This window comes from Armatimonadota bacterium (genome assembly GCA_016223145.1).
Classification (GTDB): Bacteria; Armatimonadota; Fimbriimonadia; order Fimbriimonadales; family Fimbriimonadaceae; genus Nitrosymbiomonas.
The window spans coordinates 52,205-65,131 of the sequence record JACRPN010000022.1; the positions used below are offsets into that span (position 1 = coordinate 52,205).

A 12,927-nucleotide genomic window follows, 5' to 3' on the forward strand; every position below is an offset into this window, starting at 1 on the left:
CCCGTGTGCAGACCATGTTAGGGTATGCCGCGAGCCTGGCCGAACCCGACAATGTTGCCCGGTAGCCTCGCGCGCCGACTTGGAACAACCAAACCATGGCAAGGCAGCGCGTGCTACAAGTGGCTCTATGGTGCCTGGCATCGGCTCTTTCCGGACTGGGATCGGCCGATGTCTACGGCGGCGTGGCCACACCCATCGACTGCTGCTACTTGGTCAAGCCGGAGATCACCTGGAATGTGTATTCCACCGGCGGCGACAAGATCGTGGGCGGAGAGATCACGATCAACGGTGAGAAGGTCGAGACGCGCTACGACGAGACGGCGCAGTGCGTGGTCGGCCAGTTGTCCACCCCTTTGGAGCCTGGCAAGTACGTCGTGGTTGCCAAGGCGCTGTTCCAGCGAGGGTTCTCCTACAAGGTCGACTGGGTGTTCAACGTGATGCCGCAGGCGTACGTCCAGCTTCCCGATCCCAATGACGAGCAGCTGGACGCGATCGGGATGGTCAACCAGTGGCGCGGGCGCCTGGGTCTCGGGCCCGTACGGGTCGAGCCGAGGCTCTGCGCGGCCGCCCAGAAGCACACCGAATACAACGCCGCCAACAACACGACCGGCCACTTCCAGCGGCCGCAGCTCGCCGGCTTCTTCGGGGAGGGCCCCGCCGAGAGGCTGCAGGCTTTTGGGTATTGCGGCGACTCCTATGAGGCCGTGTGTTACGGGTATCGGAACCTCGCCGAACGCATTCAGTCGCTGATCGACGCCCCCTACCATCGCATTCCGTTTTTCCAGCCGGGAGCTCCGGCCGCCGGGGCCGGATCGATCGGGGACCGGGTGACCTTCATGTTCGAGATGGGCTCAGCCAAGGCCGTGTCGGTTTATCCCTACGATGGCCAGGAAGGCGTCCCAATGGCCTGGTGCAAGATCGAGCGGCCCGACCCGCTCAGGGTTCACCCGCAGAAGCCGGGTGTCGCGGGCTACCCGATCACGCTCACCTATTACGGCAAGGACGTGCGCCTATCAGAGGTGCGGGCCTCGCTGCGCAGTGCGTCAGGTGAGGAGCTCGCGGTTCTGGTGAACACTCCCGACAACGACACCTGGCTGCGAAACGCGGTGATCGTGTTCCCGGTCAAACCGCTGCGGCCCGGCGAGCGATACACGGCGAACGTCAGCGCTAAGGCGTCGGACGGGACCGAGATCGACAGGACCTGGTCGTTCCGAGCCTCGTTGAAGTAGCTCCCCTTTGCGAACAACTGGAAACGGTGTAGCCCGGGCGTCCCGCCTGGGTGGATTCGGTTCAGCGACTGAAGTCCCCGAGCCTCCCATTAGGACCCTCTTATCCCCAAACTTATCCACCTTTGAAGGGGGGAAAACTCCCCAGAAAATTGCTTGGTTCCGCGGGCCGTTCCTGATACTATATTCATGCACTCAGCTCTGGAGGATTCGAGACGGAGCAGCCGCAGCGCCGGCAAAGGTGGAGACGACACTCCTTCCACCAGCGAGAGCAAAAAACGCCATCCCCGGCGCAGAGGGGATCGCCCGAAAGGGCGGCGGATCGTGACCTTCGGGAATCGACGAGCGGCAGCCGATCGCACCCTCGCGGGGCGGCTTGGATCAAAGCCCAGCGAGCGTAGCGGCAGAGAGCCAAGCTCCTGTCTGCCGCCAACGTGAGGCAACTGCGGCTTCCGCGCTCTACGGAGCGGGCTTCGGCCCAATCGGCAGAGCAGGTGGGCAGGAGAGAGCGAAAGCTACCTCCCGCCCACTGGAAAGCCGAATGTAGACTGAAGCGGACCAGTAGCGGAGCTCTCGGGCTCCTAAACCCAAGCAGGAAGTCTACAAGCCTTGGAGCCAAGGCTCCTTCGGGAGCCCCTCGCACTGAGGTTTGAGACGCGCCGACGCACGAGGCTTGCCTCACGCGGAGGCGCGTTTCGCTTTGTAAGGAGGCATGTAGGACGTATAGGACTTATGGGACCTATACGTCCTATCCTGCCACTACCACCGGATCAGATTTGCGCCCCAGACGACTCCGGCGCCGAACCCCACAGTCATCACGACCATCCCTTCTTTCAGCCGGCCCTGCTCGACGGCCTCGGAGAGCGCGATCGGAATGGAAGCGCCGCTCGTGTTGCCATAGCGGTCCACGTTGAGGAACACCTTTTCAGGCGGGAGCTTCAGCCGATGGGCTGCCGACTCGATGATGCGCAGATTCGCCTGATGCGGCACAAAGAGGTCCACGTCGCTCGGCTGCATGCCCGCTTGATCCAAGGCCTTCATGCAGGCGTCGCCCATAGCCTGGACCGCAAAGCGATAGACCTCGGCGCCGGCCATGAAAATCGTGTCACGTTCGCCCTTGCTTTTGGGGTTGCACGCCGGATTCATCGAGCCGCCCACCCGAAGGTCGATGTGCTTTGCGCCCGAACCGTCGGCCAGCAGCGCCGTTTTGATCACGCCTCGCTCGGTGTTCTCGACACCCTCCAGGACGATCGCCCCCGCGCCGTCGCCAAATAGCACGCAGGTCGAGCGGTCCTGCCAGTTGACGAAACGCGAAAGCACGTCCGCGCCAATGACCAGCGCCCGTCGAATCTGGCGATTCTCGACCATCGCGGTGGCCACGGAAAGCGAATAGATAAACCCCGCGCAGGCCGCCCCCACATCGAACGCCCCGGCATTCTTCGCGCCGATCGCCTCCTGAACCAGACACGAGGTGGAAGGAAAAAGCATGTCCCCGGTGACCGTGCCCATCACGATCATGTCGAGGTCCATCGGGTCCACTGAAGCGCGCTCGATGGCCTTCAGCGCTGCGCGCGTGGCAAGAGTGCTGCAGTTCTCGTCGTCCGACACGATGCGGCGCTCGCGGATGCCGGTTCGCTGGAGGATCCACTCGTCCGAAGTTTCGACCATCTTCTCGAGGTCGGCATTGGAAAGGACCTTGTCGGGGACAGAGTGGGCGATGGATCGGACGACGGCTCTTGTGGGCAAACTACTGATCTCCCTTTTGTTCTTCGATGCTTTCTCGGATCGTTTCGACGAGGCCCCTGTCGACGGCCTTCTGCGCCAGCAGCAGGGCGTTCTTGATCGCCTTTGCGTTGCTTCTTCCGTGGCCGATCAGACAGATGCCGTTCAAGCCCAGGAGTGGAGATCCGCCCACTTCGGCGTAGTCCACTTTCTTCCAGAGGCCCCGCATGAGGTTCTTCATGGGCAAGTATGGCAACTGCGCCAGCTTGCTGTCCGGCAGTGCGTCCTTGATCAGCTTGACGATCAACTCGCCAACGCCCTCGGCAGTCTTCAGGACGATGTTGCCGACGAAGGCGTCGCACACCACGACGTCCGTGTCTGAATCGAAGATGTCTTTGCCCTCGATGTTGCCCGCGAACCAACCGTACTTTGAGAGCAGCGTGAAGGCTTGCTTGGCGAACTGGTTGCCCTTGCCGGGCTCCTCACCGATGTTCAGGAGGTGCACCTTCGGGTTGTCCCTGCCCATCACGCGCTGGCAATAGGCCCTGCCCATGAGGGCGAATTCGACGAGGTGCTCGGGGTCAACGTCCGGGCTCGCTCCGGCATCGAGCAAGAGAAAGTTCAGCTTTCGGCCCGGCAGTTCGCTGGCGATCGCTGGGCGATGAAAGCCGTGCATCTGCCGCCAGCTTAATAGGCATCCTGCGGTCACCGCGCCGGTATTGCCCGCGCTCACAAAGGCCGCCGCCTGGCCCCTTTTCACCAGGTCGATCCCTACGCAAAGCGAGGAGTCCTTCTTCTTGCGCAGGGCGTCGAGCGGCTTGTCGCACATGTCAATCGTTTCGCTCGCGGGGTGAAGCTCGATATTCAGTGGGCAGGGCGAAGGCAGGTGCTTCTGAATCTGCTCGATGTCGCCCACCAAGACGATCGTGTGATGAATCTCGGGGGCTGCCAAGACCGCGCCCAATACAACTTCCTTAGGAGCGTGATCGCCCCCCATCGCGTCGAGGACGATGTTCACTTGGGCAGGTCCTTCTTGGGCTTGCCGGCTTCCTGGATGGTTGCCAGCTTCTGGAATTCCGGCCGCCCGTGCTCGTTGTCGTTGGAGGGCTTCTTGAGGGCTCGCGGGCATTGGCCGTCCCACCCGTACTGGCAGAGCGGTTGCATCGGAAGGCTGATCATGAGGTCCTGCCGTAGGAGCGAGTCCACCATCAGGCTGTTCTCGTGAAAAAGCTCGAACGGCTCGTCGGGAACCACTCGCGCGAAGTCGTTCATTCCGTAGCACGCGGCCACCCCTTCGACGGGGAATTGCTCGTCCACCTCGAACTCGATGGGCGTCTCCAAAGGCTCGCCGCAACGGGCGCATTCGCAAACGGCGACCCCCCGAAAACTGCCTTTGAGGAGCAGCAGGTTGCCGGTGCTAACCGCTTCAAGGCATCCTTCGACCGGTTCCATGAGCTCAAGGTCGGCGTCTTTGCCGAGGTCGGACTGGATCTCGACCGCTATCTTCTTGCCGGGGTGCTGAAGGACCTCGTTCAAATCCAAAAGGTCCGAGGATCTCATGCTTGGGTTCGAGAGTGTACCAGGAGGTAAAACTATATCGGCGGGATATGCGTCTCATATGTGAGCGCAATGTTGCTATACTTAGCGCACGTTCAAATCCAGGAGACTGGAAGCTACTCGAGGTGAATCTGTTTTGAAGCGGTGGGCAATCCTTTTGACAGCGGCTACCATGGCCCTCGTTGGTTGCGGCGGCGTCGGACCCGGAGGCGGGGATGACGGCGGCGGCGGTGGTGGCGGTGGTGGGGGCGGCGCAACGCGCTCCTCCGTGAACTCGGGCCTCCTCGCCAAGAGCGGCGTTATTGACCTGACCGTCGACTCCGGCCAAGGACGAGCGCCGGGATCGCTCGTGGCCGTCTGGCGCCATCAAGAGTTCACCGATCTCTACGGAACCGAAGAGACACAGCTCCGAGGGGAAGTTCGTATCGGGCTCGATCAATACACGACGAACTCGATGGAAGTTGCGATTCCGTTCAATATGTTCTCGCCGTGGGCTGCGAGCCGGTCGTTCGACGCTCTGCCCCTGGAAATCCAGAGCCTCAAGGTGGAGAACAACAGCGGTGGCTACGTGACGTACACCGGACCCGGTGGACAGCCGTTCTTCATCGACTCTTTTGCGCTTCACGCGACCTCGATGCCTGGCCGCCGAACGGCAATCCAGATTTTCCTCGACGATGCGATGCTCGGAATCGACACGCAGGCCCAGCCGCCCGCGGCGACCTTCGACCGAGACCGATTTGAGGCCGTCAACTACCATCCGGAAGATCTGAGGATCAACGGTTGGCTGGCGGATTACCTCTGCTTCGACATCTCGAACGTGGCCAACAAGCCTGAGTTCTCGGCGAGCGGCCCCTATTCGGGCGAGGATGTGACCAAGGTCTACTTCAGCGGCGATGCTTATGCCATCAGCGGCGACCCGGTGGTGGGCGGCGGCCCGATGGAGATCCTCACTCAGGGGACCTTCAATTTCGCGGCCAAGGTCTCGCCTCCAAACGGCACGATTGGCGCCCCGGGCACCTTCACGGTCCGCCAGGTGGACCCCCGCGATCTGAGCGGCATTGCCGAGATCACGGCGATCCAGGGTATCTGGCGGTTGTGGTTCGATCCGGTGCACCCAAACAAGGGTTACATTCTAAATCCGCAAGCATTCGAAGCCCTTTGTCTTCCGACAACCGAAGATGACGGCATCCAGGAGCTCATTCTGGTGGCCAGAAACTCAAGCGGTGAGATCACAGACCTCTATTTTGGAGAAATTGACTATACGAACAAACTGAACATGCACTTTTCCGCATGGCCGATTGAGAACATAGACGATGGCTCAGATGACAACCGAATAGATGGCACGGTCAGCGGCCTCGTCTATAGAGCCGGCATTCAGGACCCAACAGACAAGGACATTCGATCAGGAACGATCACGATCACGTCTGGAACGCCCCCTGCGACGTTCCCCTCGATATCGACGTTCCTCGTCGTTCGTCTGTAATGCGGCCGATCCTCGCCGGCATCGAGACGGAGTACGGGCTCGAAGTCGAAGGCCAAGGGGCCGAGGATCAGATCGAAAACGCGAAAGCGCTTGTCCGGAGTTTTCCGGGCAAGCGCTTTTCTGGTTGGGACTACACCTATGAGAGCCCACGGGCCGATCTGCGCGGCTTCCAGGTTGGGCAACTGGCCATCGATCCTCAGGACGCGGCATTCGACGTCGGCAAGGACCATGGACCCTCGGCCGACGTCAGGGCGGACCAGGTGCTGCCGAACGGCGCGCGCTTTTATAACGACCATGGCCACCCGGAATGGTCTTCGCCCGAGTGCTGGACGCTCAAAGAGCTGGTTCTTCAGGACCTTGCCGGGGAGCAGGCTGCCATCCAAGCGGCCCGCGCCTACGGCGAAGCCAGTGGGCGAGAAGTACGGCTCTACAAGAACAACACCGACTTCCACGGCGCCTCGTTCGGCTGCCACGAGAGCTACCTCGTGCCGCGCAGGCACCGGTTCGAGGACCTCTATGCGGCGGTGATGCCGGTGCTGCTCGCCAGGACCCTGCTGTGCGGGGCTGGAAAGGTGGGATCAGAATCCGGGGGCAAGTGCGACTTCCAGCTCAGCCAGCGCGCCGACTTCATGTCGGTGGACGCGAGCGTGGACACCCTCTTCTGCCGCCCGGTCTTCAACACGCGCGACGAGCCCCACGCCGACGCCGCCCAGTGGCAGCGGCTGCATGTGATCTCGGGCGATGCCAACATGATGCCGACTTGCACGGCTCGAAAGGTCTGCCTGGTCAAGCTGGCCCTCTGGCTCTTGGACCTGGGCGAAGCGCCGCAATGGAAGATCAGGAACCCCGCTCGGGCGTTCCAAGAGGTCAGCCGTGACCTCACAGGTGCATGTCGTATTGAGCTCGAAGGCGGCAGTTGGACCACGGCCATAGAGATTCTGGAGAGCCTCTTCGCTGCGTTCGAGCGGTTCTATTTGGTGGGACACGACGCGAGGACAGTCTGGTCAGAAGAAGCAGCCCCTATCGTCTCCGAATCGAGAAAACTTCTCGACGCCCTTCAGAGCGATCAGACACAGCTTGTGCGATCCGTCGATTGGGCCGCGAAGAAGGCGATGCTGGAGGAGTACATGGAGGTCGAGCGTCTGACCTGGAAATCCAGGGACCTTCGCGCCTACGATCTGGCCTATCACCTTCTCGACTCCGACGAGGGGCTCTATTTCGCCTTGTTGCAGATGGGCCGCGTGGACCCAAGGCCGAGCCACGAGTCGGTGTTGGAACGGCTGGAGCGCTGCCACGAACCCTCGCGCGCCTTTGTGCGCGGCCAGGCCGTGACGGCGTTTCCAGAAGAACTAAGGGGCATCTCCTGGGGGGCCTTGAGCTTCGAGATGCAAGACGGCAGCCGCGAGGCGGTGACACTTTCGCCGGGACGGAGCTATTCTTGGGACCTGAAGGACTGCAGCGACGTAAAGAGCTTTATCGACGCTCTGAAGGAACAGCCATGATCATCCGATCCGACGACAGACTCCGAAGGGAAGTGGTGCCACAGCCCGGCCCCAAACACGGGGACGATTCGGGCCCGAGCAAGCCCGATGTCCGCAAACCGGGCGGCGAGAACGAGCTGCTGAAGCGCATGAAGCGGGTTGATCCGGACCGCGCCAAGAAGTACCGCCAAAGGTCGGGACAATGAACGCTCGCCCTTCCAGTTTTGCCGAGCTTGTGGGGTTTCCTGCCGGCACTTCCGCTGTGGGCGAGGGGGTCCAAGATACTCACGCCACGACGGTGCTTGCCCTCCGCTTCGACCAAGGGGTTGTGATGCTCGCCGACAGGAGAGCGACGGCAGGGAACTTGGTGATGTTCGACAACGCCGAGAAAATCCTCTCGCTCGACGACTCGACGCTCATTGCGATCAGCGGATCGTTCGCGCGGTCCGTCGAGATCGGCAGGTTCCTGAAGCACTCACTGAAGTACTACCGGCGTGTGACGCTTGGCGAACTCTCGTTGCAGGGCAAGCTGCAGGAGATTTCGAGGTCTCTGGTTTCCAATCTTGAAATGGCGATGTCCGGCATCGGGCTATTCCTGCCGATCGTCGCCGCTTACGACGCCTCGGCCGATAGCTTCGGCCTCTATTTCTTCGATGGCATGGGCGCCCGGTTTGAAAACCACGAATATGCCTGCGCGGGTTCGGGGTCTGAGCGGATTCGCGGCGTGTTCGAGTATCTCTCACGCGCCAAGGGCCCATGGGACTCGCGGCCCCTCGCCGACGTGCTTAAGGACGGCATGACGATGCTCGACATCGCAGCCGATCTCGACTCGGCTACGGGCGGATTCTCAAAAATCCTTCCTGCCGTCAAGGTGCTGGATCGAACGGGGACCTCGCAGCCGTCGGAAGAGGAGATCCGGGCCCTCGCCGAGTCGGTGCTTTCTGGGCAGAAGGGATAGTAGGGCCTACTCGAAAAGCTGCGCCGCGAACTGGTCCGGTTTGAAGTCCCTCAGATCTTCGGCTTTCTCTCCCACTCCGATCAGCTTGATGGGCACTCTGAACCGCTCGTAGACTCCGATGAGCGCCCCGCCGCGAGCGGTTCCGTCGAGCTTGGTGAGGACCAGACCCGTGACCCCAGCGTGCTTGATGAACTCCTCCGCCTGGCGGATGGCATTCTGGCCGGTATTCGCGTCGAGCACGAGAAGCGTCTCGTCAGGCTTGCGTCCAAGCGCCTTCTCGGTGACGCGGGCGATCTTCTGGACCTCCGACATCAGGTTGGTCTTGCTGTGCTGGCGGCCGGCTGTGTCGGCGAGCACAAAGTCCACATTGCGGCTCTTTGCGGCGTTCACGGCGTCAAAAACGACCGCACCGGAATCGGCGCCCGGCTGGCTGCGCACAATCTCGACGCCGACCTTGTCGGCCCAGATCTCAAGCTGATCGATGGCTGCTGCTCGGAACGTGTCGCCCGCTGCGAGCAGAACGGAAAAGCCCTTCTTTCTCAGCACCTGCGCGAGCTTTCCGATCGTGGTGGTCTTGCCGACCCCGTTCACACCCACGAAGAGGTAGACCGTGGGCCCTTCGTCGGCGACGATCAAGCCCCGCTCCTCCTGACGAAAGCGATCGGCGATGGCTTTTTGGAGGCGAGCTTTCATCGCGTGGGGGTCGGTGATTTTCTCCTCGCGCACGAACCGTCGCAGCTCCTCCAAAATCGACCGGGCGGTGCCGATGTGCGTGTCGGCCTGTAGCAGCGCCTCCTCAAGCTCCTCATAGAGCTGGTCGTCGATGACGCCCCGGCCAAACAGCCGGTCGACTTTCTGCATGAAGGACTTGAACATGGGATAGGAGAGGGTGAATGGTGGAGCGAGAACGGTGGTTGGTGAACCGTGGAACAGGGGTCACGTGCGTGGCTCAGGCCACCCAGATTGTCGACTGACTGTCATTGTGAAGCCTGGGGTTCCGAGAATGCAGGACACTACGCTCTTGACATGAACCATCTGCTGCTCACAGCGTTCCCGTGGCACCGAACACCGAACACCTCCCAACACGGTCCACAATATGCCCGTGGCCGCGCTTCGCTTCGAACTCGTCTCCCAATGTCCGCATACGGGTGCGCGGCGGGGAAGGCTGCACACCGCCCACGGGGTCATCGAGACCCCCGCCTTCATGCCCGTAGGCACCCAGGGGTCGGTGAAGACGGTCGGCAGTGATGACCTCGAGGCGCTCGGTTTTGGGCTGGTTCTCTCCAACACCTATCACCTCGGGCTCCGGCCCGGCGCGGATCTGGTGCAGCAGTTTGGCGGCCTCCACAAGTTCATGAGCTGGCCCGGAGCGATCCTCACGGATTCCGGGGGCTATCAGGTGATGAGCCTGTCGCAGATGCGCCAGATCGGCGAGGAGGGTGTTCGGTTCAAATCGCACCTCGACGGCTCGGAGATGTTCCTGTCGCCGGAGCGGTCGATCGAGATCCAGATGCAGCTTGGCGTGGACATCATGATGGCGCTGGATGTTTGCCCGCCGTACCCTTGCTCGCGCGAGGAGGCGGCCGAAGCGATGGAGCGCACGCACCGGTGGGCGTCGAGGAACCTGGGGGCTAGGGACAAAGGGACGGAGGCACGAGGGGACGGGAGAACGGAGGGTGGGTCCCTCTATCCCTTCGTCCCTCCGTCCCTTTGTCCGGCACTTTTCGGCATCGTACAGGGGGGCGTCCACGAGGACCTGCGCAGGGAATCGGCGCAGTTCATTTCGAGCTTGCCGTTCGATGGCGTGGCGATCGGGGGCGTCAGTGTGGGCGAACCCACCGAAATGCAGCGGCCGGTGGTGGAGTTCACCGCGCCGCTCCTGCCCGCGGAGAAGCCAAGGTATCTGATGGGGGTCGGCCACCCACAGGACATTCTGCACGCGGTCGCTTGCGGCGTTGACCTCTTCGACTGCGTACTCCCCACGCGGATGGCACGGCACCACTCGCTCTACACCCTTCAAGGGCGTGTGAACGCGCTCAACGCCAAGTGGGCCGACCACGACGGGCCGTTCGACGCGGCAAGCGTGTTTCCAGCAACCGAGCGGTATTCGGCGGCGTACCTGCGGCACCTGTTCAAGGCCGGCGAGCCGTTGGGGCCACGCCTGGCAACCCTTCACAATCTGGCGTTCTATGCTCGCTTGATGGAGGATATCCGCTTGGCGATTGAGTCGGGGGGATGGGACGCTCTGAGGTTGAAGTACTCCGAAGCGTAGAAAGCACCACAACCCCGTCAGTTCTTGACCAAATCGAACTTCCAAACGTCGCCGAAGCGGTCGGGGACCTCGGCGTGGAGCCGCGTCCCCGAGACCACTTCGAACTTCGCAGCCGCCGTCCAAGAGGCGCTCTCCGAGGTGCACTCCAGGTTCACCAAGATCGAGCCACCCCTCAGGTCTCCCTCGCCCGTGACCGAGCACTCCAGCAAAGCTGTACCCAACGTTCCGCGCACCTCCAGCTTGCCATCGGAGGAAGACTCGACGGTGATGCTTGCAGAACGAACCGGATTGTTCGCGGTCGGGGCATCCTCAAAGCTCCATGTTCCCAGGAAGGCCGCAGGTTCGATGGCTTTCCCAGAGGCAGCGTCTGGCCCGCTGCTGCCGCAGCCGACTGCCAGGACCAGGAACAGAAGCACCAGCGCCTTCACGGGAGCCATCATGCCTGCAGTATACGGTCCCTCGGGCTGCCCACCTGCCACAATGAACCCAGATGTCTCTCGGACGCGTGCTGCTTTGCCTTCACTCCCACATGCCCTATGTGCTCTCGCATGGCAAGTCGCCACACGGCACCGATTGGCTCATGGAGTCCGCCGCCGAGTGCTATTTGCCCATCTTGCGCGCGCTCAAGCGGCTGCACAACGAGGGAATCCGGCCCCGCTGGACCATCAACATGACCCCGATCCTCGCCGAGCAGCTCGCCGACCCGAGCTTTGCCGATGAGTTCGAGGGCTACTGCCAATCCAAGATTGACTTCGCGATCGAGGATCAGCGCCGGTTCGAGCTTGAGGGCCCGCTGTGGATGCTGGGGTTGGCGGCGATGTGGCAACGCTTCTATACGCGCGAGCTCGTCGAGTTCAAGCACGAATGGAACAGAAACATCATCGAGGCGTTCAAGTACTTCCAGGATGAGGGCTGCATCGAGGTCATCACGTGTTGCGCGACGCACGGCTATTTGCCCCTCCTAAGCACCGAGGAGTCCGTCCATGCCCAGGTCAAGCTGGGAGTCGACAACTACAAGAAGCACTTTGGCAAGCAGCCGAGGGGCATCTGGCTCCCCGAATGCGCGTACCGGCCTGGGTACGACTGGAAGTCGCCGGTGGAGGAAGGGCCGGAGGGACAAGGGGATGGAGGGACGGGAACGCCGTGGCCGAGGCGCGGGATCGAGGAGTTCCTCAAGGAAGAGGGCATCGAGTATTTCTTCGTCGATTCTCACATGATCCGCGGTGGCGCGCCTCTGGGAACCTATCAGAACCAGTTTCCACAGCTCGCCGAGCTCTTTGCGCGCAGTTCCAAGTTCTTCGCTCCCCCGCCGGAGGAGCGCAGCGAGTACGAGCACTATTCGCTGCCGAACGGCGTGACCTGCTTCGCCCGCGACCCGCAGACGACCGTCAAGGTGTGGTCCGGCGAGCACGGCTACCCGGGTGACCCGCACTACCTGGAGTTTCACAAGCAGCTCTATCCCGGAAGGCTGCGCTATTGGGAGATCAGCGAAGACAAGCGAGACCTTGGAAAGAAGGGCCCGTACGACCCCTGGAAGGCGTTCGAGAACATCGGAAACCACGCCGATGACTTCGTTCGCACCCTTAAATCCGCCTTGGCCCACTATCGCGGAGAGCACAACCGCGAGGGCACGATCGTCGCGATGTACGACACTGAACTCTTTGGGCACTGGTGGTTCGAGGGCCCGGAGTTCCTCTACGAGGTGGCGAAGCGGCTAGCGCACGACTCCGATCTGAGACCGGTTAGCGGTGGCGACGTGCTGGATGAGGAGCCCGCACGGCATGTGATCACCCTGCCGGAGGGGTCATGGGGCGAGGGCGGCTATCACTACGTCTGGCTGAACAACGACAACTTCTGGACCTGGAAACGCCTATATCCCGCTCAGAGAAAGATGGTTGAGCTTGCCGGGGTGAAGGCTGAGGGGTCGCTTGCGGAAGTGATCCAGCAAGCGGGAAGAGAGCTTCTGCTTGCCGAGGCTTCGGACTGGCAGTTCCTGATCTCGACCTTTGCCGCAAGGGACTATTCCGAGGTACGGTTCGTCGACCACATCGAGCGGTTCGAGCGCCTTGCGGGCATCGCGGAGGCGCTGAAACTGGGCGCGGATATGACGCCGGCTGATGCGGAGTTCCTGAAGGACTGCCAAGTCAAGGACGCCCCGTATCAGGATCTCGACGCCTCGTTGTGGCGCGCGACGAAGCCTTTGGCGGCCGGAGCCGTCTAAGCCAGGG

At 62.0% G+C, this 12,927-nt stretch carries 12 protein-coding genes; 7 read left to right on the plus strand and 5 right to left on the minus strand.

Going from position 1 to position 12,927, the window contains the following annotated elements; all coding sequences use genetic code 11:
• The first annotated feature begins 95 nt into the window (after positions 1–95).
• Positions 96–1,229 carry a CAP domain-containing protein gene (locus HZC36_16265; protein ID MBI5708540.1) on the plus strand — a complete coding sequence of 378 codons (1,134 nt, stop codon included), beginning with the start codon at positions 96–98 and terminating at the stop codon, positions 1,227–1,229.
• Positions 1,230–1,985: 756 nt separating this feature from the next.
• Here the strand turns inward: HZC36_16265 and HZC36_16270 are convergent.
• From HZC36_16270 to HZC36_16280, 3 genes are read right to left on the minus strand one after another with little or no spacing between them, the layout of a single operon-like run.
• Positions 1,986–2,945 carry a ketoacyl-ACP synthase III gene (locus tag HZC36_16270; protein MBI5708541.1) on the minus strand — a complete coding sequence of 320 codons (960 nt, stop codon included), beginning with the start codon at positions 2,943–2,945 and terminating at the stop codon, positions 1,986–1,988.
• Between the two features lie 28 nt (positions 2,946–2,973).
• Complete coding sequence (gene plsX, locus HZC36_16275) at positions 2,974–3,966, minus strand: phosphate acyltransferase PlsX (GenBank protein ID MBI5708542.1); 993 nt, start codon at positions 3,964–3,966, stop codon at positions 2,974–2,976.
• Entirely contained in the window at positions 3,963–4,508 is a 546-nt protein-coding gene (locus tag HZC36_16280) for a DUF177 domain-containing protein (protein ID MBI5708543.1), read from the minus strand. Before HZC36_16280 ends, plsX begins: the two co-directional genes overlap by 4 nt.
• Before the next feature lie 169 nt (positions 4,509–4,677).
• On the opposite strand from HZC36_16280, the gene HZC36_16285 reads away from it, so the two are divergent.
• The 4 genes from HZC36_16285 to HZC36_16300 are packed head-to-tail and all read left to right on the plus strand — an operon-like array spanning position 4,678 to position 8,427.
• Positions 4,678–5,988 carry a hypothetical protein gene (locus HZC36_16285; protein ID MBI5708544.1) on the plus strand — a complete coding sequence of 437 codons (1,311 nt, stop codon included), beginning with the start codon at positions 4,678–4,680 and terminating at the stop codon, positions 5,986–5,988.
• Positions 5,988–7,490 (plus strand): proteasome accessory factor PafA2 family protein, encoded by a 1,503-nt coding sequence (locus HZC36_16290; protein MBI5708545.1) that lies wholly within the window; start codon positions 5,988–5,990, stop codon positions 7,488–7,490. Before HZC36_16285 ends, HZC36_16290 begins: the two co-directional genes overlap by 1 nt.
• Positions 7,487–7,675, plus strand: coding sequence for a ubiquitin-like protein UBact (locus tag HZC36_16295; GenBank protein ID MBI5708546.1), 189 nt, complete (start codon positions 7,487–7,489; stop codon positions 7,673–7,675). Before HZC36_16290 ends, HZC36_16295 begins: the two co-directional genes overlap by 4 nt.
• Positions 7,672–8,427 (plus strand): proteasome subunit alpha, encoded by a 756-nt coding sequence (locus HZC36_16300; protein ID MBI5708547.1) that lies wholly within the window; start codon positions 7,672–7,674, stop codon positions 8,425–8,427. The genes HZC36_16295 and HZC36_16300 overlap by 4 nt, the downstream gene beginning before the upstream one ends.
• A 6-nt stretch (positions 8,428–8,433) precedes the next feature.
• On the opposite strand, the gene ftsY is transcribed toward HZC36_16300, so the two are convergent.
• Complete coding sequence (gene ftsY, locus HZC36_16305) at positions 8,434–9,303, minus strand: signal recognition particle-docking protein FtsY (GenBank protein ID MBI5708548.1); 870 nt, start codon at positions 9,301–9,303, stop codon at positions 8,434–8,436.
• A gap of 226 nt (positions 9,304–9,529) precedes the next feature.
• On the opposite strand from ftsY, the gene tgt reads away from it, so the two are divergent.
• Positions 9,530–10,699 (plus strand): tRNA guanosine(34) transglycosylase Tgt, encoded by a 1,170-nt coding sequence (tgt, locus tag HZC36_16310; GenBank protein ID MBI5708549.1) that lies wholly within the window; start codon positions 9,530–9,532, stop codon positions 10,697–10,699.
• 17 nt (positions 10,700–10,716) lie between these two features.
• Here the strand turns inward: tgt and HZC36_16315 are convergent, their stop codons facing one another.
• Positions 10,717–11,139: a hypothetical protein gene (locus HZC36_16315; GenBank protein MBI5708550.1), complete on the minus strand. Its 423-nt coding sequence runs from the start codon at positions 11,137–11,139 to the stop codon at positions 10,717–10,719.
• 50 nt (positions 11,140–11,189) lie between these two features.
• On the opposite strand from HZC36_16315, the gene HZC36_16320 reads away from it, so the two are divergent.
• Entirely contained in the window at positions 11,190–12,920 is a 1,731-nt protein-coding gene (locus tag HZC36_16320; protein MBI5708551.1) for a DUF1957 domain-containing protein, read from the plus strand.
• Positions 12,921–12,927 lie beyond the last annotated feature (7 nt).

Bases quoted from the DNA above. Each gene is read 5' to 3' on its own strand.
- HZC36_16265 (MBI5708540.1), top strand. From the start codon at position 96: ATGGCAAGGCAGCGCGTGCTACAAGTGGCTCTATGGTGCCTGGCATCG.
- HZC36_16280 (MBI5708543.1), bottom strand. From the start codon at position 4,508: ATGAGATCCTCGGACCTTTTGGATTTGAACGAGGTCCTTCAGCACCCC.
- HZC36_16285 (MBI5708544.1), top strand. From the start codon at position 4,678: ATGGCCCTCGTTGGTTGCGGCGGCGTCGGACCCGGAGGCGGGGATGAC.
- HZC36_16290 (MBI5708545.1), top strand. From the start codon at position 5,988: ATGCGGCCGATCCTCGCCGGCATCGAGACGGAGTACGGGCTCGAAGTC.
- HZC36_16295 (MBI5708546.1), top strand. From the start codon at position 7,487: ATGATCATCCGATCCGACGACAGACTCCGAAGGGAAGTGGTGCCACAG.
- HZC36_16300 (MBI5708547.1), top strand. From the start codon at position 7,672: ATGAACGCTCGCCCTTCCAGTTTTGCCGAGCTTGTGGGGTTTCCTGCC.
- ftsY (MBI5708548.1), bottom strand. From the start codon at position 9,303: ATGTTCAAGTCCTTCATGCAGAAAGTCGACCGGCTGTTTGGCCGGGGC.
- HZC36_16315 (MBI5708550.1), bottom strand. From the start codon at position 11,139: ATGATGGCTCCCGTGAAGGCGCTGGTGCTTCTGTTCCTGGTCCTGGCA.
- HZC36_16320 (MBI5708551.1), top strand. From the start codon at position 11,190: ATGTCTCTCGGACGCGTGCTGCTTTGCCTTCACTCCCACATGCCCTAT.